We start from the raw sequence: 19792 nt of genomic DNA, 5'->3' as shown, positions 1-19792 counted from the left end.
TATTTCATTATTTGAGAACCTTATTTTACTCATATTAAATCACCTCATAACTTTATTGTACAAAAAAAGAACCTATATAGATAGACTCTCTTTTATAAGTGTCCATCTTATAGGTTCCATTTTAATAAGACTCTCATTTTTTTATTTTTTATTTATTGCTTCATTTAAAACATATGATTCTTCTTCTGATAACTCATATCTCGAAATTCCCTTATCAACTGGTTTTGCATATGTAGTACTATCTTGTCTTGAATAAATCCCAGTAATTAAAACTCCATCATTATGTGAATCTAATATCGCTATTGAAAAACTTAAATCACTCCCTACATCAGGAAATGCTTTATACCTCATTATAGCTATTTTATTTACACACCCCTTCATTTCTTCCTTTACTACTTCGCACTTATTAAGGGCTTCGTTTGAAAACTCCATAGCCTTGTCAATTTCATCTAGTTTAGAAGATATAAGCTCTTCTAAATTTTTATTATTTACTCCCCTCATCATTCTTCGGTACTTCTTTTCAAGCTTATTTATAGATTTTATTAAATAAATTACAATTATAAAAAGTAATAACATTATAATAAGTAATCCAACAATAATAAAAGGTGAATTTTCATTTATTATTTTAAGTATATCTTCCACTTTTAATGCTCCTCTCTAAATCTTATAAAGAAATAATATAAAATGTTTCACGTGAAACATATTTTATATCTTTCATAATGTTTCACGTGAAACACTTATAAATTAATTATTTCTAGTATCCTTTGCAAATCTTCATTTGAATAATATTCTATTTCTATTTTTCCCTTATTATTTTTATTGCTAATACTTACTTTTGTTCCAAAATAATTTTGCAACCTTTCAGTTACGTCCTTATAATATGGATTTATCTCTCTTACTTTTTCTTTCTCTTTTTCCTTCTTCTCAGAACCCAAATATCTTACTAATCTTTCTAATTCTCTAACGGATAATTTTTCATCTATAACTTTTTGAGCTACTTCGCATTGAACTTCTGGATCTTCAATTGATAATAGAACCCTTCCATGTCCTTCTGTAATAACTTCATCAATTAAATATTGTTTTACTGTTTCACAAAGGTTAGTAAGTCTTATTACATTACTTATTGCTACTCTAGATTTTCCTACTCTTTTACTAAGTTCTTCTTGAGTTAAATTAAAATCATTTAATAATTTTTTATATGCTATAGCTTCTTCAATAGGATTTAAGTCTTGTCTTTGAATGTTTTCTATTAAAGACACCTCTAATATATTTTTTTCAGTTAACTCCATTATTATAGCTGGTATTTCTTTTAATCCTAATAATTTTGCCGCTCTCCATCTTCTCTCACCAGCAACTATTATATAATTGTTATCTTTTTTATTTAAAATTATAGGTTGTATTATTCCATGTTCTTTAATTGATTGAGCTAATTCTGCAATCTTTTCATCATCAAAGGCCTTCCTTGGTTGATCTTCATTACTTCTAATTAAATTTATAGATATAACTGATGGTTTATTATTTTCCTTACTTGCAATATCATTAGGAATTAATGCACCTAATCCTTTTCCCAATGCTGATTTTTTATTCATTATTACTCACCTACTTACTGCCTACTTAAAAACTCTTTTGTTAATGACTTATAAGATTCTGCACCCTTGCACTTTTCATCATACAGCATTATTGGCAATCCAAAACTAGGAGCCTCTGCTAATCTTATATTTCTTGATATTTTAGTTTCATACACCTTCTCATTAAAGAAATTTTTTACTTCTTCAAGAACTTCATTACTCAAATTAGTTCTATAATCGTACATAGTCATTACAACGCCCTCTATTTCAAGGTTTCTATTTAATGATTTTTTAACTAATTGAATAGTGTTTATGAGCTGTCCTACTCCTTCAAGTGCATAAAATTCACATTGAATTGGTATTAGTACTGATTCAACTGATGTTAATGCATTAATTGTTAATACTCCTAATGATGGTGGACAATCTATGAAAATAAAATCATATTCATCCTCTACTTCTTTAATTTTATTTGTTAAAATAGTTTCTCTATCTTCTTTACCTATGATTTCAACTTCTGCACCTGCTAACTCCATTGTTGATGGAGCTATAAATAAATTTTGTACTAATTCACTCTTTAATATAACCTCTCTTAATGATGCATCTGAGGTTAATACATCATACATTGATAATTCTAAATTTCTCTTATCTAGGCCTAACCCACTTGTTGTATTTCCTTGGGGATCTATATCTATTGTTAATACCTTGTAACCCTCCATTGCTAGATATGCGCATAAGTTTATGTTTGTAGTAGTTTTCCCAACTCCACCTTTTTGATTAAATATACAAACTTTCTTCATATAAAAGCTCTATTTTAGAGCTTCACCCCCCTTCTCATATTAATATTATATATACTTTTTACTAATATTAAAAGATTAACATAATAAAAATCGATTAAATTAATAATCAAATTTAATTTTCTATAAAAAAATAAGTATATTCTTACTAAATAAGAATATACTTATTGAAATTATTTCTTAGGTATAGAAACTGTTATTTGTATAAATTCCTCATCATCCTTAAACTTATATTCAGCTGGTATATTAAACTTATCAAATACTTGCTTTATAGTATTTACATATAACTTTGCTGGGAATACACTTTTAACTCTTTTCTTTTCCTTATTATTTAATTCTTCTCCGGCCAATTTTAACAGTTCCTTATTAACTGCTTCTTCTGTAGCCTTAACATTAAGAGAATTCTTTATTACCTTTTCTACAACCTTTAATTGTAGCTCTTCATTAGGTAATGATAGTAACGCTCTTGCATGTCTCTCTGTTAATCTATTTTCTATACAAACCGATCTAACACTTGGACTAAGTTTTAATAATCTTAACTTATTAGCTATAGTTGATTGTTTTTTACCCATTCTTTTTGCTAATTCATCTTGGGTAAATTTATGATCATTTATAAGATTATAATAAGCTTCAGCTTCTTCTATAAAGTTTAAGTCTTCTCTTTGTAAATTCTCTAACAAAGCTATTTCAGCAGATTGCGTATCAGTTATTTCAATAATATTACATGGTACATTTTCCAATTCTGCCATTCTTGCAGCTCTCCATCTTCTTTCACCTGCTACTAATTCAAAGTTTTCTCCTCTTCTTCTAACAGTAATAGGTTGAATTATTCCATGTTCTTTTATAGATTGAGATAATTCTTCTAATGCTTCTTCGTTAAAAAATCTTCTAGGCTGATAAGTATTTGGAAATATCTTATTTACATTTATACTTGTAATTTCTCTATTCATATGCACCCAACCATCCCCTATTATTCTAAGTTACCATTTTATTCAATAAAGTAAAAATTCTATTTTCTTCTCTAATTTCCTTCTATTTATTACCTAATATTATAATACAAATTAGTTTACTATAATTTAATAAATTACAAATAGTCTCATATATATTAATTTTTTTTTATTAATCGACTATTTTTATCTAGATATATTGTAGGATTTTATTCTATTTTATAGGTTTTTTGTTTATAGTTCCTGCTTTTCTAGGATACGTCTTTGGACATTTATTAATTTTTTTAATTTCTACAATATTATGCTTCAAGTCGGATTCTTCTATATTTACTTCAATTATCTCTTTTAATTCTCCACCTAAAACAGATATTGCCTTTTGCCCATCTTTAAGTTCTTCTTCTATAGCAGGTCCCTTTAATGCTACAAAGTGTCCACCAACTTTTACATAAGGTATACAAAACTCTGATAATACCGCCATATTTGCAACTGCTCTTGATGTAGCTACATCAAACTTTTCTCTTAACTCTGGTTTTCTTGCTCCGTCTTCTGCTCTTGAATGAATTGTGATTACATTTTTTAATTCTATATCATTAATAACTTTATTTAAAAAGTTAATTCTCTTATTTAATGAATCTAATAACGTTACTTGAACATTTGGATTCATTATAGCTATAGGTAATCCTGGAAAACCTGCTCCTGTTCCTACATCTATTATGGCCTCTGCATTCTTAATAGCATCTGATTTAAAAGCCTTTATACAATCTATAAAATGTTTTTTTATTACTTCTTCATCTTCTGTTATTGCAGTAAGATTAATCTTTTCATTCCACTCTTGAAGTAATCTCATATATTTTATAAATTGCTCATATTGATGCTCTGATAATTCCATTCCTACTTCTAAAGAAGCTGCTTTCATTAATTGAAAATATTCCATAGTTCCTCCAAAGAATTTTATTTCTTATATTGATGTTCTAAATAAATTAATAATACTGATATATCAGCTGGTGATACACCTGAGATTCTTGATGCTTGCCCTATACTTACAGGTCTAATATTAGATAACTTTTGAATTGCTTCTGTCCTTAATCCCTTTACTTCCTTATATTCTAAACCATCAGGAATTAATTTTTTCTCGAACTTTTTAAATTGTCTTACTTGATCTAGTTGGCTATCTATATACCCTTCATATTTAGCAATTGTATTTATTTGTTCACCTATATCATCTTCATAGTCTGGTCTATCAACATCTAAGCTTACCAAGCTAAAATAATCTACTTCTGGTCTTTTAATTAATTCATAGAAGCTTATAGGCTTTTTAAGCTCTGTTGATCCCATTGAAACTAAAAATTCATTTGTTTCTTTCTTATTAGTTATTTGAAGTTCCTTTAATCTCTTTATTTCATCTTCTATATTATTCTTTCTTGCTAGGAACTTTTGATATCTCTCTTCTGTTGCAAGGCCAACTTTATAACCAATTTCAGTTAATCTAAAATCGGCATTATCTTGTCTTAATAATAATCTATACTCAGCCCTTGATGTCATCATTCTATACGGTTCATTAGTACCTTTAGTAACTAAATCATCAATAAGCACTCCCACATATCCATCAGATCTAGTTAATATCATAGGCTCTTTATCTTTAATCTTTAAAGACGCATTTATTCCAGCAACTATTCCTTGTGCAGCTGCTTCTTCATAACCTGAACTACCATTCAATTGGCCGGCTCCATATAATCCATCAAAATTTTTAAATTCTAATGTTGGCTTTAACTGTGTTGGATCAATTGAGTCATATTCTATTGCATATGCAGTTCTCATTATTTCTACATTTTCTAATCCTGGAACAGTTCTTAACATTTGTAACTGTACATCCTCTGGAAGTGATGAAGACATTCCTCCAATATACATTTCTTGAGTATCTTCACCTTCTGGTTCTATAAATAATTGATGTCTCTCCCTATCTGGGAATCTCATAACTTTATCTTCTATTGATGGGCAATATCTAGGTCCTACCCCCTCAATTAAACCATTATACATTGGAGATCTCTCAATATTTTCTTGTATTATTTTATGAGTTTCTTCACTTGTATAAGTTAACCAACAGGAAACCTGCTCTCTAGATATATCTCCACTCATAAATGAGAATGGAACTATCTTTTCATCTCCTGGTTGCTCTACCATTTTTGAAAAATCAACAGATCTTTTATTTATTCTCGCTGGAGTACCAGTTTTAAATCTTCTTAATGATATTCCTAAATCAATTAATGATTGTGATAACTCATTAGCTGCTGCTAATCCATTTGGTCCACTATTATATGTAACATCACCTATTATTATTCTTGCTCTAAGATATGTACCTGTCGTTAATATAACGGCCTTACAACTGAAGTATCCACCGTTCCTTGTAAGTACACCTTTAACTTTTCCATCTTCCACATCTAATTCTATGACTTCTAATTGTCTCAAACTAAGATTTTCTTGATTCTCAAGTACATTCTTCATTCTATTTTGATACTTCTTTTTATCTGCTTGTGCTCTTAAAGAATGAACTGCAGGACCCTTTGACGTATTTAGCATTCTTGATTGAATAAATGTATTGTCTATATTAACCCCCATTTCTCCACCTAATGCATCTATTTCTCTTACCAAGTGTCCTTTTGCAGTACCTCCTATATTAGGATTACAAGGCATCATAGCTACAGAATCAAGATTAGTAGTACAAATTAATGTTTTTAATCCCATTCTAGCTGCTGCAAGTGCTGCTTCACAACCAGCATGACCAGCACCAACAACTACTACATCGTATTCTCCCGCATTATATTTCATATTTATATTTCTCCTACTTTCCACAACAAAATTCTTTAAATATTTTATTAACTAAGTCTTCTTCTAACTCTGAACCAGTAATTTCTCCTAAAGCTTTTAAAGCTGCCGTTACATATATTGAAATTAAGTCAAGAAACTCATTATTTTTAACTCTTATTAGAGCATCATCACAATTTTCCTTTGCTCTAATTAAAGCTTGCTTATGTCTTGAGTTAGATATTATTAAACTTTCGCTATCTATTTTACCATTAAAGAACATATTCTTAATCTCATTTTTTAATCCATCTATTCCAACATCTTCTTTTGCAGAAATTTTTATTGTATTTTCAAAATTATTTAATAAAGATTTATCTAGTTTATTTTCTAAATCTATTTTATTTAATAAAACTATAGAATTTTTATTTTTTATAGCTTCTATTATTTCAATATCTTCATTATCTAATTCTCTAGAAGAATCTAGTACTAATAAGATTAAATCTGCTTCATTTATTTTTTCTTTTGATTTTTCAACTCCAATTTTTTCAACTATATCTTCTGTTTCTCTTATTCCTGCCGTATCTATTATCTTTACTGGTATCCCATCAAGATTTATATATTCCTCTATTACATCTCTAGTAGTTCCAGCAATATCTGTAACAATTGCTCTCTTTTCCTTTAGCAAAACATTTAATAAAGATGATTTTCCTACATTTGGTTTACCTACTATAGCTAAACTTAATCCATCTCTTATTATTTTCCCTTCATCTGCACTTTTAAGCAGTTTGCTCATATCCTCGCATGCTTTTTCAAGACTATCCTTTACTCTCAATGGAATAGTCGGGTCAACTTCCTCATCATCTTCTGTAAAGTCTACAGCATATTCTATTAAAGCTAATACATTTAATAGATACTCTCTAAGTTTATTTATTTTCTCAGATAATGACCCTGTACTTTGCATTAAGGCTGATTTCATTGCTAGCTCAGTTTTAGCGGTAATCAAATCCATAACTGCCTCTGCTTGAGATAAGTCTATTCTTCCGTTCAAAAATGCTCTTTTAGTAAATTCACCTGGCTCAGCTAATCTTGCTCCAGCCTTTATAACCATTTCTAGAACCTTATTTGTTGATGTTACGCCACCATGACAATTTATTTCTACAGTATCTTCTGCTGTGAAACTTTTCGGTCCTTTCATATAGCTTATAATTACTTCATCTATCAACTCTTCTTTATCTATATCAACTATATGACCATATCTCATAGTATAAGTCTTCATATCTTTTATATCTTTTCCACTTTTGGCCCTAAAAATTTTAGATACTATATCTAAGGCTTTATCACCAGATACTCTTATAATGGCAATTCCACCTTCTCCAATTGCTGTGGATATAGCACAAATTGTATCAAATTCTTTCATCATCTATCCTCCTTAATGTATTTTATGTAAATTCTTTCGTTCAATATATCGTGTATATTTATATTATACCCCATTTTAACTAATATTCATTTTACAAAACTATTTGAATTAAGTCAAAAATAAATAAAAGGTAAGAAAGCCAATTGGCCTTCTCACCTTTATTTCTTTATATCCACTACAACTCTTCTGTAAGGTTCATCACCTTCGCTAAATGTATAGACATATTCATTATCTTGTAAAGCAGAATGTATTACTCTTCTTTCATAAGGATTCATTGGTTCTAACTTATAAGGTCTTCTAGTCTTTCTAACTTTATATGCAGTTTTCTCAGCAACTCTTATTAAAGTATCTTCCCTTTTTTTTCTATAATTTTCAGTATCTAAAACTACCTTTTTATAAGGAATATCATGCCCTTTATTAACAACTAGTGAAGCTAAATATTGTAGAGAATCTAAAGTTTCTCCTCTATATCCAATTATTAAGCCCATCTTAGGACCATTTAAATCTATATAAACAACTTCATTAACTTCTCTAATTCTTATTTCTGCTTGTACCTTCATATTATCAAGAATACTTCTTAAAAATACTCGTACATCTTCCTTATAATCTCTTTTTACTTTAACTAATATTTTTGCTGGTTTTGTTCCTATAATATTTAGAAATCCTTTTGATCCTTCATCTAAAATCTCATATTCAACCTTATCCTCTGTAAGCTTTAATTCCTTTAAAGCATTTTGCAATGCATCACTTATAGTTTTCCCTGTAATTTCTAATGTTTTCATACCCTATTCACCACCTAGTAAATACTAAATATAATAATCTTAATTTTTTTTCTTAGTCTTTGGTGTTGCTTTTTTTGCGTTTTGAATAGTTTTTAATTTTTCTTCTTCTTCTTTTGCTGCCATTTTCTTTTTAGCTGGTAAGTAATTTAAGAAATACGTTTGAACTAATTGTATAGCTCCACCTATTACCCAATAAATAACAAGTATAGAATCAAAGTTAATTGCCATTACTCCCATCATACCTGCCATCATTATATTCATGCTTCCCATATTCATTGGACTATTTTCATTTTTAGGCATTGACTTAGTTAAAAGTAAACTTGGTAAATAAGTACTTAAGAAAGCTAGTACTGGCATTATAAACCAAGGATCTTTTTCAAATACATCTGGTATCCATAAAAATGATGGATGTACCACTGACCCCTTATCTATATTCATAAATACATAATATAACGCAAATAGTATTGGTAATGGTAATAATGTAGGAAGACATCCACCAAACATACTTACATTATTTTCTTTCATGCACTTTGAATACTCTGCTTGCATCTTTTGCGGATCATTTGCATATTTCTTTTGTATTGCATTTAATTCTGGTTGAATTTCTTGCATTCTAGCATTTGATCTATTTGCCTTAATATTAAATGGTAATATTAACAATCTAATTATTATAGTAAATACTGCAATTGCTAATACATATGAAACTCCACTTGGTTCCAGGTTAAATACTGAAAGAATAAAATTGTGAAGACCATTAAATATACCTGTCAAGAAATTTGTTATTGGTGATAAGAAACTCATCATCTTTTATGCGTAACCTCCTTATTTTACAGGATCATATCCACCCTTTGAAAATGGATGACACCTTAAAATTCTCTTTATAGCTAAAAAACCACCTCTTATTGCTCCATATTTATTAATAGCGTCTATTGCATATTGTGAGCATGTAGGAACATAAATACATGTTGGCGGTCTCATTGGCGAAATATATTTTCTATATAAATATATAGAATTCAACATTATCTTTTTCATTATTTATATAAGCCTGCCTTTAAAAAAAGTTTTTTCATTGCATTTTCAACTTCTGAGAAACTTTTTCCTTTTATAGCACTTCTCGCTACAAACACAAAATCGTAGCCACTTTTAAGGTCCTTTTCATTAAGTCTATAGCTTTCAGTTATCAATCGTTTACTTCTACTTCGAACTACACTATTTCCAACTTTCTTACTTACAGAAATCCCTACCTTATTATAGGTAAGATTTTCTTCTGTTCTATTTTTTTTATTATTAAAAGTGTATAAAACTAAAAGGTTATTAGCTAAAGACTTTCCCCTTCTATATACTAATTTAAATTCATTATTTTTTCTTAATCTGTATACCATCGGAAACTCTATACTCCTTTTTTTCCTGCTATTGCAGAAAAAAGGCCACTATTTGCGGCCCTTATGCTGTTAATCTTTTTCTACCTTTTTGTCTTCTTCTCTTAAGAACATTTCTTCCTGATGAAGTTTTCATTCTCTTTCTGAATCCATGTTCTTTTTTTCTTTGTCTCTTTTTTGGTTGGTATGTCATGAACATTTCACTACACCCCCTTTAAATTGTAATTTCTATAGTAAAAACTATAATTCCTATTTTAAATTTACCTTATCATTATATATATATCATGTTTTTATGTCAATACACTATAATTTTCAAATTCTGTTGATAAATAAAATAATTTACCACAGTTTTTTGTGGATAACTCCTTGAATACTCTATTTGACTTATGTTATTATTAATATTGAATGTGAATAATTTTACTTAGGTAACAAGTTATCCACACCTGTGGATTAAATTGTGTATAACTTGTTTACTTTTTCTCTATTACTTATCTATTTATATCTATTTTTAACTAAAATAATGCTTTTATACCATGTTAATAATGTGAAAAAATGTACATACTTATATTGTGGATAACTTTTATTTATATAAAATATCAACATAATTATTAACATGTGAATATTTTTATTATATTTATTAACATGCATTTTCATATGTTAATAAGTGTGTTGATATATTGTTATTAACTATTTAAAATTTAAATTTAAAATTTATTTTCATGGAGGATATACAATGAATAATGATCTAAAATCATTATGGGAAAAAACATTAAATATAATCAAGGGTGAAATGAGCGAAGTTAGCTTTAATACATGGATTAAAAGTTGCGAGCCTATTTCTATATCTTCCAATATAATAAGAATCAGTGTTCCAAATTCCTTTACTCAAGACATATTGGAAAAAAGATACAAGGACTTGGTTGTAAATTCTATAGAAGCTGCTTGCTCAAAAGTCTATAATGTAGATTTTATGGTAGCATCTGATATTCAGGAAGCCGAAGAAAAGGAAGAAAAAAAGTCAAGAATTGATGAAAGAGGAGCTATTACTGTAAATGATGAGATGTCTAGTTTATTAAATCCAAAGTATACATTTGATTCTTTTGTTATTGGAAATAGTAATAGATTTGCTCATGCAGCTTCATTAGCTGTAGCTGAATCACCTGCAAAAGCTTATAATCCTCTATTTATATATGGAGGCGTTGGTCTCGGTAAAACACACTTAATGCACGCTATCGGTCATTATGTTTTACAAAATAATTCTAATGCTAAAGTTGTATATGTATCTTCAGAGAAATTTACTAATGAGCTTATTAATGCAATAAGAGACGATAAAAATGAAGAATTTAGAAATAAGTATAGAAACGTAGATATCTTACTTATAGATGATATTCAATTTATAGCTGGAAAGGAAAGAACTCAAGAGGAGTTTTTCCATACATTTAATGCATTACATGATGCTAATAAACAAATAATTCTATCATCTGATAGACCACCTAAAGAAATTCCTACTTTAGAGGATAGATTACGCTCTAGATTTGAATGGGGCTTAATTGCTGACATTCAAGCTCCAGATTTTGAAACTAGAATGGCAATCTTAAAAAAGAAAGCTGACGTAGAAAAACTAAATGTTGCAAATGAAGTTATGGTTTATATTGCAACTAAGATTAAGTCTAATATTAGAGAGTTAGAAGGAGCCTTAATTAGAATTGTTGCTTATTCGTCACTTACTAATAGGCCAATTACTGTTGAGCTAGCAAGTGAAGCTCTTAAAGATATAATATCAAATAAGCAAAATAAAAATGTAACTATAGACGTTATACAGGATGTTGTTGCTGGATATTTTAATCTTAGAATAGAAGACTTAAAATCTCAAAGAAGAACTAGGAATGTAGCCTATCCTAGGCAAATTGCAATGTATTTAAGCAGAAAGTTAACTGATATGTCTTTACCTAAAATAGGTGAAGAATTTGGGGGCAGGGATCATACTACTGTTATACATGCTTATGAAAAAATATCTGATAGTTTAAATAGAGATGAAAGCCTACAACACACAGTAAATGATATAACAAAAAAGCTAACTCAAAATTAATTAACAACTGTACATAAATATATTGAACTATTTGTGGATAACTACTAAAATCAATATTGATTGTTAATACTGTGGATAAGATATATGATTTTTGTTTCACTTATCCACAATATTTTTTTATAAATAATTTAGTATTTTCAAGGGGTATAAGTACTTATCAACATATCAACAGCCCCTACTACTACTATTATTAATTTATATCTATATATTTATCTATATCTATAGATATCTAATGTATATAACTTAAGGAGGTTTTTATATGATATTTATCTGTGAAAAACAAAAACTACAAGAAGGCATATCAATTGCCAATAAAGCTATAACTGGTAAAACAACAATGCCTATTCTAGAAGGTATTTACATAAATGCTAAAAGTGAAGGATTAACATTAATAGGATCTGACATGGATGTATCTATTGAAACAAAGGTTGATGCTGATATATTGGAAGAAGGCATGATTGTAATAGATGCAAGAATATTTGGAGAAATAATAAGAAAATTACCTAATTCAGATATAAAAATAGAAACTTTAGAAAATGACATAATGCAAATAACATGTGAAAAATCAGTATTTAACTTAGTTTATATGAATGGAGAGGATTATCCAGCTTTACCAAGTATAAATGAAAATCTTTCAGTTGAAGTTCATCAAAATATATTAAAAAATATGATTAAAGGTACATCATTTGCAATAGCTCAAGATGAAACTAGACCAATATTACAAGGAATCTTATTTGAAGTTAAAAATAAAAATTTAAATTTAGTTGCATTAGATGGATATAGACTGGCAGTAAGAAGTGAGTTCTTAGATAATGATAATGAAATAGAAGTAGTTATTCCAGGAAAAACATTAAATGAAGTATCAAAAATATTAGAAGATGTTTCCGATATAGTAAAAATAACATTTACAAATAATCATATATTATTTAATTTAAACAATACAAAAGTTATATCTAGATTATTGGATGGAAAGTTTGTAAATTATTCATCTTTATTGCCTCAAGAACACAAAATACTAGTAGATGTGAATAAACAACAACTTCAAAGCTGTATAGAAAGAGCTTCCTTAATGGCTAAGGATAGCAATAGTAATTTAATAAAATTAGAAGTTCAAGAAGAGAATATGATAATAACATCTAATTCTCAATTGGGAAAAGTTAGAGAGGAACTTAGTATAAATCTGCAAGGAGAACCAATTCAAATTGCATTTAACTCTAGATATTTATTAGACGTATTAAAGAATGTAGATGACGATGAAGTTAAACTAGAGATGACATCAAGTGTTAGTCCTTGTGTAATAAAGTGTAAAAATACAGATAATTCAAAGTATCTTGTTCTACCGGTTAGATTAATAAGATAGAAAGGAGAATATGCATAAACTGTGTATTAATATGCATAAAACTGGAAATGGATGAAGTTAAAATAAATACTGATTTTATAAAATTAGATTCATTTTTAAAATGGTGCGGAGTGGCATCTTTAGGATCAGAAGCTAAAATATATATTTTAGATGAGATGGTTAAAGTTAATGGTGAAGTTTGTACTCAAAGAGGAAAAAAATTAAAACAAGGTGATATAGTAGAGTTCAATGGAGAAAAGTATAAAATTATTTAATAATAATATATATTTATTACCATTAACCTAATAATTACTTTTATTCCTCTAATATGTTATAATTAAAATAGGTGTAAAAATGTATATTAAAAGACTACAGATGTTAAATTATAGAAATTATAAATCTTTGAATATAACACTTGGTAAAAATGTAAATGTATTTATGGGGGATAATGCTCAAGGTAAAACAAATATTCTTGAAGCAATTTATTATTGTGCTTTTGCAAAATCACATAGAACTTCAAAAGATAGAGAATTAATAAATTGGAACTCTGATAGTGCTTATGTAAGTTTATTGGTAGGTAAAGATAGACTTGATAAAAATATCGATATAAATATATTAAAGGATGGAAAAAAAGCTATCAAAATTAACAAAGTTAAGGTATCTAAAATAGGGGAGTTATTTGGAAATTTTAATGTTGTTATGTTTTCACCAGAAGATTTAAAGATTATAAAAGATTCTCCTGGAGTAAGAAGGAAGTTTATTGATATGGAGCTATGTCAATTAAATTCTAAATACTATTATAATCTAGTACAATATAATAAGGTTTTGAATGAACGTAATGTTGTGCTAAAAAACAGAAAGCTAGATTCAGAAATTTTAGATATATATGATATACAGTTAGCAAATTTTGGGTATCATATAATAATAGAGAGACTTAAATATATTAATAAGTTGAATTTCTATGGAAAGGATATTCATAAGGATATATCTTCAGGAAAAGAAAATGTAGAATTTAAATATATAAGTACAATAAAGGATCTAGAAGATATAGAAAATAATTTTTATGAGTTACTAAGGAAAAATAGGAAAAAGGACATTGAAAAAGGAACTACTAGTATAGGTCCTCATAGAGATGATTTTATTGTTCTAATTAATGATGTCGACACTAAAAGTTTTGGATCACAAGGACAACAAAGAAGTGCTGTCCTTACAATAAAATTTTCATCTTTAAAAATTATAAAAGAAATGACATCAGAGTATCCGGTATTATTATTAGATGATGTTTTATCGGAATTAGATTTTAATAGAAAGAGATATATTCTAAGTACAATTGGAGAAATCCAAACTATAATAACTTGCACGGGAATAGAAGATCTTACAAATTATTTAGATAATAGCTCCAGGGTCTTTAAGGTCAAAGAAGGGGAAATCCTAAATTAAAAGGAGGAATTCTTATGTTTTTACATTTAGGAGAAAATGTTGTTGTTCCAATTAAAGATATAATTGGAATTTTTGATTTACAAACTACAATGTACAGTTCGGATACGAGCGCATTTATAAGAATGGCAGAAGAAGATGGGTTTGTAGAAAGGATTTCTAAAGAAAAACCAAAATCATTTGTTATAGCTGAAGTTAATAAAATGAGTAAAGTTTATTTATCTCCAATATCATCTTCAACTTTAACAAAGAGAACAAATATAGATTATAATCCATAACTCCAATGTTAAATCTTCATGTGATTATAATAAAACTTCATTTAAGGAGGAGATTATGTTGGAAAAAAGCAATCAAAGCTATGATGAAAGTCAAATTCAGGTCTTAGAAGGATTAGAAGCTGTTAGAAAAAGACCAGGAATGTATATAGGGAGTACTAGTTCAAGAGGATTACATCATCTTGTATATGAAATAGTTGATAATAGTATAGATGAGGCCTTAGCAGGATTCTGTACAGAGATATCAGTTGCAATAAACGAGGATAATTCAATTACTGTAATTGATAATGGAAGGGGTATGCCAACTGGAATACATCCTAAAATGGGAAAATCGACAGTAGAAGTTATAATGACAGTTCTGCATGCTGGGGGAAAATTTGGAGGCGGAGGATACAAAGTCTCTGGAGGATTACATGGTGTTGGAGCATCTGTTGTTAATGCATTATCAGAATGGTGTGAAGTAACAGTATTAAGAGAAGGCGATATATGGCAACAAAAGTATTCTAGAGGTAATGTTGTAACTGATTTAAGTAAGATAGGTAAAACTGAGGAGCATGGTACAAAGGTTTCATTTAAACCAGATACTGAGATATTTGAGGAAACAGAATATGATTTTGATATATTATCTAATAGGCTTAGAGAATTAGCATTCTTAAATAAGGGAATTAGAATCATATTATCTGATGCTAGAGAAGATGGTAAAAAAGAAGTATATCACTATGAAGGTGGCATAAAAGAATTTGTATCTTATTTGAGTAGAAATAAAGAGGTTCTACATCAAGAGCCAATCTATATTGAAGGAGAAAAAGATGGAATAATAGCAGAAATATCACTTCAGTACAATGATAGCTATACAGAAAATTTATATTCATTTGCTAATAACATAGATACTATAGAAGGTGGTACTCACTTATCTGGATTTAAAACAGCATTGACAAGAGTTATAAATGATTATGGTAAGAAGTTTAATCATTTGAAAGAAAATGATAAAAACTTATCAGGAGATGATATCAGAGAAGGGTTAACTGCTGTAGTTTCTGTAAAGATATCTGAACCTCAATTTGAAGGTCAAACAAAAACTAAACTTGGAAATTCAGAAGTTAGAGGTGTAGTAGATTCTATAGTTGGAGAAGGGGTTTCTATATTTCTAGAAGAAAATCCAGGTGTTGGTAAGATAATAATAGATAAAGCGTTAATGGCAGCAAGAGCAAGAGATGCTGCGAGAAAAGCTAGAGAATTAACAAGAAAATCAGTATTAGAACGTTCATCATTACCTGGAAAATTAGCAGATTGCTCATCAAAGGATCCTTTAGAGTGTGAAATTTATATAGTTGAGGGAGATTCAGCGGGGGGATCAGCTAAACAGGGAAGAAACAGAAGATTCCAAGCAATACTTCCTCTAAGAGGTAAGATATTAAACGTTGAAAAGCAAAGATTAGACAGAATATTAACAGCTGATTCAATTAAATCAATGGTTACAGCATTTGGAGCTGGAATCGGAGATGATTTTGATGAAGAAAAGTTAAGATATAATAGAATAATTATAATGACAGATGCTGATGTTGATGGAGCACACATAAGAACTTTATTATTAACATTCTTCTTTAGATATATGAGAGGACTATTAGATGGGGGGCATGTGTATATAGCTCAACCACCACTTTATCAAGTAAAAAAGAATAAGAAGGAATATTATGCTTATTCAGATGCAGAGCTTGAAAAATTATTAGATGAAGTTGGTGGAAAAGATAATTCAACAAACATACAAAGATACAAAGGTCTTGGAGAAATGAATGCTACTCAATTATGGGATACAACTATGGATCCTGAAAAGAGAGTATTATTAAAAGCTACTGTAGAAGATGCTATAGCAGCAGACGAAATATTTACTATACTAATGGGGGATAAGGTTGAGCCAAGAAGAGACTTTATTCAAAAGAATGCTAAAAAAGTAAGCAATTTAGATGTTTAGTACTAAAACGAGGTGAGGTACATGAGTTTAAACGAGGGAAAAGTTATATCTATTGATATAAATAAAGAAATGAAAAGATGCTATATCGATTATGCAATGAGTGTTATAGTCGGTCGTGCTCTACCAGATGTTAGAGATGGTCTAAAGCCTGTACATAGAAGAATATTGTTTTCTATGAGTGAATTAGGATTAGCGCCTGAAAAAGGATATAGAAAGTGCGCTAGAATAGTTGGGGAAGTTTTAGGTAAGTATCATCCACACGGTGATTCATCTGTATATGATGCACTTGTAAGAATGGCGCAAGATTTTTCTATGAGGTATATGCTTGTAGATGGCCATGGAAACTTTGGATCAGTAGACGGCGATAGTGCAGCTGCAATGAGATATACAGAAGCAAAGATGAATAAAATTGCTGCGGAAATGCTGAGAGATATAACAAAAAACACAGTAGATTTTATTCCTAACTTTGATGGTGAAGAAAAGGAGCCAGTTGTATTACCATCAAGATATCCAAATCTTTTGGTCAACGGTTCATCAGGTATAGCTGTTGGTATGGCAACTAATATACCTCCTCATAATTTAGGGGAAGTAATAGATGGAACAATTATGCTTATTGATAATCCTGAAACAACTATTTTAGAATTAATGACGGCTATTAAGGGGCCAGACTTCCCAACTGGAGCTACAATAATGGGTAAGTCAGGAATAAGAGCTGCTTACGAGACGGGTAAAGGAAGAATAATAGTTAGAGCAAAAGCTGAAATAGAAGAAGAAAATAATAGGCATAGAATAATAGTTACTGAAATACCATATCAAGTAAATAAGGCTAAGCTTATAGAAAATATAGCTGATCTAGTTAAGGATAAGAGAATAGTTGGAATATCAGATCTAAGAGATGAATCTGATAGAGAAGGTATGAGAATTGTAATAGAACTTAAAAAAGATGCAAATCCAAATGTAATATTAAATCTATTATATAAACATACAAAAATGCAAGATACTTTTGGTGTAATAATGTTAGCTTTGGTTAATAATGAGCCTCAAGTATTAAATCTTAAACAAGTATTAGCTAATTATATAGAATTCCAAAAGGAAGTAGTTACTAGAAGAACTGTATTCGAATTAAACAAGGCTGAAGCTAGAGCACATATACTTGAAGGATTAAGAATTGCGCTTGATAATATTGATGAAGTTATAAATATAATAAGATCATCAAAGACTACTGAAGTTGCTAAAAATACACTTATAGAAAGATTCAAATTAAGTGAAAAGCAAGCACAAGCAATTTTAGAAATGAGGTTAAGAAGATTAACAGGCCTGGAAAGAGATAAGATAGAAGAAGAGTTTGCTGAACTTATGAAATTAATAGATTATTTAAATTCAATATTGGCGAGTGAAGAAAAACTTCTATCTGTAATAAAAGATGAGCTTTTAGAAATAAAGAATAGATATAATGATGAAAGAAGAACATCAATAGAAAAAGTAGTTAACGATATAGATATTGAAGATCTTATTCAAGAAGAAGAGGTTGTTATCACTTTAACACACTCAGGATACATTAAGAGAATATCTGCAGATACATACTCTGCTCAAAGAAGAGGGGGAAGAGGAATACAAGCAATGTCTACAAAAGAAGATGATTTTGTAGAACATGTTAATGTTGTTTCAACTCACTCAGATGTATTGTTCTTTACAAATAAGGGAAGAGTTTATAAGCTAAGAGCATATGAAATACCTGATGCAGGAAGAACAGCAAAAGGAACAAATATTATAAATCTTATAGCTATAGAACAAGATGAAAGAATTGAGACTGTGTTATCTGTTAAGGATGATGTAAATGAAGGGTTCTTATTTATGGGAACTAAGCAAGGATTAGTAAAGAAGACACCTTTATCTGAATTTAAGAATCTTAGAAAGAATGGATTAATAGCTATAAATCTAAGAGATGGTGACGAACTTCTAAAGGTTAAGATAACTCGTGGTGATGCAGATATTGTCATAGTAACACAAGATGGAAATGCAATAAAATTCAACGAGACTGATGTAAGACCTATGGGAAGAACCGCATCAGGAGTAAGATCAATTAATTTAAGAAAAGATGATATTGCTGTATGTATGGATATAGCTGTAGAAGGAGAAGACTTACTTGTTATTAGTGAAAATGGATTTGGAAAAAGAACTCCTATAACAGAATATAAGAGACAAAAAAGAGGCGGAACAGGATTAATAACATATAAGTTATCTGAGAAGACAGGTAAAGTTATAGGTGCAACTATATGTAAGATAGATGACGAACTTATGTTAATAAATACAAGTGGAGTAGCTATAAGAATAAATGTATCTGATATATCAGTAACTAGTAGATCTACAATGGGAGTAACTCTTATGAGAACTACAGATGAAGAAAAGATAGCTGCAATTGCTAAAATATCAGGAAGTATTGATGATAAAGAGGAACAATTAACATTAGATAATGAAGATATAAATGATGAAATTAAAAGTGAAATAGCAGTTGTAAATGATTCTGATAATAGTTTAAATAAATTATTAGATATAGCTGAAGAAGAAGAGGAAGAAGAAATATAAATATAAATAAAAATAAATTGCAATTATTAATAACTAATATATCGATAATTGCAGTTTATTTTTTTTATAATCTATAAATAATATGGATAAATGTAATCATAATTAATGAATTTAACGTAATCATGCCCTGGCGTATCATTAATAGAAAAAGTTAGATATTAATAGAAAATAAAAGAAAAATAAATATAATTTATTAAAATATTATATATTATATAAAACTTATTTAAAGTTAAATGTTAAGATAAATTTCGTCGCTGAGAGATGCGATAAAACAAGTCAAAAAAACTTTGAAAAAAGTTGTTGACAAGAAATAAAACAAATGATAAGATAAGAAAGTCGCTTGAGGGCGATGAAGAAAATGGTCTTTGAAAATTGAACAGAAAATAAGTTAAGTAAACAAACCAG

General features: G+C 28.9%; 19 protein-coding genes. 7 read left to right on the top strand and 12 right to left on the bottom strand.

Annotated features, from left to right (window positions below):
* Window positions 1-141 precede the first annotated feature (141 nt).
* From J7M87_RS09735 to rpmH, 12 genes are all read right to left on the bottom strand, one after another.
* Window positions 142-642 (bottom strand): DUF4446 family protein, encoded by a 501-nt coding sequence (locus J7M87_RS09735; protein WP_291650865.1) that lies wholly within the window; start codon window positions 640-642, stop codon window positions 142-144.
* 95 nt (window positions 643-737) lie between these two features.
* On the bottom strand, window positions 738-1589 hold the full coding sequence (locus J7M87_RS09730) for a ParB/RepB/Spo0J family partition protein (protein WP_291650864.1): 852 nt from the start codon (window positions 1587-1589) through the stop codon (window positions 738-740).
* A 14-nt stretch (window positions 1590-1603) separates the two neighbouring features.
* The gene (locus J7M87_RS09725) at window positions 1604-2365 is read right to left on the bottom strand and encodes an AAA family ATPase (RefSeq protein WP_291650863.1); all 762 of its coding nucleotides are present in this window, start codon (window positions 2363-2365) and stop codon (window positions 1604-1606) included.
* Window positions 2366-2535: 170 nt separating this feature from the next.
* Window positions 2536-3312: a nucleoid occlusion protein gene (gene noc / locus J7M87_RS09720; protein ID WP_291650866.1), complete on the bottom strand. Its 777-nt coding sequence runs from the start codon at window positions 3310-3312 to the stop codon at window positions 2536-2538.
* Between the two features lie 211 nt (window positions 3313-3523).
* Complete coding sequence (gene rsmG, locus J7M87_RS09715; RefSeq protein WP_291650862.1) at window positions 3524-4243, bottom strand: 16S rRNA (guanine(527)-N(7))-methyltransferase RsmG; 720 nt, start codon at window positions 4241-4243, stop codon at window positions 3524-3526.
* Window positions 4244-4260: 17 nt separating this feature from the next.
* Window positions 4261-6135, bottom strand: a complete 1875-nt coding sequence (gene mnmG, locus J7M87_RS09710; RefSeq protein WP_291650861.1) for a tRNA uridine-5-carboxymethylaminomethyl(34) synthesis enzyme MnmG — start codon at window positions 6133-6135, stop codon at window positions 4261-4263.
* 13 nt (window positions 6136-6148) lie between these two features.
* Window positions 6149-7528 carry a tRNA uridine-5-carboxymethylaminomethyl(34) synthesis GTPase MnmE gene (mnmE, locus tag J7M87_RS09705; protein WP_291650860.1) on the bottom strand — a complete coding sequence of 460 codons (1380 nt, stop codon included), beginning with the start codon at window positions 7526-7528 and terminating at the stop codon, window positions 6149-6151.
* Window positions 7529-7686: 158 nt separating this feature from the next.
* Window positions 7687-8310, bottom strand: a complete 624-nt coding sequence (gene jag, locus J7M87_RS09700) for an RNA-binding cell elongation regulator Jag/EloR (protein ID WP_291650859.1) — start codon at window positions 8308-8310, stop codon at window positions 7687-7689.
* 39 nt (window positions 8311-8349) lie between these two features.
* Window positions 8350-9114, bottom strand: coding sequence for a membrane protein insertase YidC (yidC, locus tag J7M87_RS09695; RefSeq protein WP_291650858.1), 765 nt, complete (start codon window positions 9112-9114; stop codon window positions 8350-8352).
* Between the two features lie 18 nt (window positions 9115-9132).
* Window positions 9133-9342 (bottom strand): membrane protein insertion efficiency factor YidD, encoded by a 210-nt coding sequence (yidD, locus tag J7M87_RS09690; protein ID WP_291650857.1) that lies wholly within the window; start codon window positions 9340-9342, stop codon window positions 9133-9135.
* On the bottom strand, window positions 9342-9692 hold the full coding sequence (rnpA, locus tag J7M87_RS09685; RefSeq protein WP_291650856.1) for a ribonuclease P protein component: 351 nt from the start codon (window positions 9690-9692) through the stop codon (window positions 9342-9344). The genes yidD and rnpA overlap by 1 nt, the downstream gene beginning before the upstream one ends.
* A gap of 61 nt (window positions 9693-9753) precedes the next feature.
* A complete protein-coding gene (gene rpmH / locus J7M87_RS09680) occupies window positions 9754-9888 on the bottom strand; it encodes a 50S ribosomal protein L34 (RefSeq protein WP_035151755.1) in 135 nt (44 codons plus the stop codon).
* Between the two features lie 534 nt (window positions 9889-10422).
* On the opposite strand from rpmH, the gene dnaA reads away from it, so the two are divergent.
* From dnaA to gyrA, 7 genes are all read left to right on the top strand, one after another.
* The gene (gene dnaA / locus J7M87_RS09675) at window positions 10423-11778 is read left to right on the top strand and encodes a chromosomal replication initiator protein DnaA (protein WP_291650855.1); all 1356 of its coding nucleotides are present in this window, start codon (window positions 10423-10425) and stop codon (window positions 11776-11778) included.
* A 259-nt stretch (window positions 11779-12037) separates the two neighbouring features.
* Window positions 12038-13138, top strand: a complete 1101-nt coding sequence (gene dnaN / locus J7M87_RS09670; RefSeq protein ID WP_291650854.1) for a DNA polymerase III subunit beta — start codon at window positions 12038-12040, stop codon at window positions 13136-13138.
* Window positions 13139-13185: 47 nt separating this feature from the next.
* A complete protein-coding gene (gene yaaA / locus J7M87_RS09665) occupies window positions 13186-13392 on the top strand; it encodes a S4 domain-containing protein YaaA (RefSeq protein WP_291650853.1) in 207 nt (68 codons plus the stop codon).
* Between the two features lie 79 nt (window positions 13393-13471).
* The gene (gene recF, locus J7M87_RS09660) at window positions 13472-14557 is read left to right on the top strand and encodes a DNA replication/repair protein RecF (RefSeq protein WP_291650852.1); all 1086 of its coding nucleotides are present in this window, start codon (window positions 13472-13474) and stop codon (window positions 14555-14557) included.
* A 14-nt stretch (window positions 14558-14571) separates the two neighbouring features.
* On the top strand, window positions 14572-14832 hold the full coding sequence (gene remB, locus J7M87_RS09655) for an extracellular matrix regulator RemB (protein ID WP_008676191.1): 261 nt from the start codon (window positions 14572-14574) through the stop codon (window positions 14830-14832).
* Between the two features lie 55 nt (window positions 14833-14887).
* Entirely contained in the window at window positions 14888-16801 is a 1914-nt protein-coding gene (gene gyrB / locus J7M87_RS09650; protein WP_291650851.1) for a DNA topoisomerase (ATP-hydrolyzing) subunit B, read from the top strand.
* 21 nt (window positions 16802-16822) lie between these two features.
* Complete coding sequence (gyrA, locus tag J7M87_RS09645; protein ID WP_291650850.1) at window positions 16823-19387, top strand: DNA gyrase subunit A; 2565 nt, start codon at window positions 16823-16825, stop codon at window positions 19385-19387.
* Window positions 19388-19792: the final 405 nt, after the last annotated feature.

It is taken from the genome of Clostridium sp., from assembly GCF_017888565.1.
In the GTDB taxonomy this organism is placed as follows: domain Bacteria; phylum Bacillota; class Clostridia; order Clostridiales; family Clostridiaceae; genus Clostridium.
This window is presented reverse-complemented; position numbering and strand designations above follow the sequence as displayed.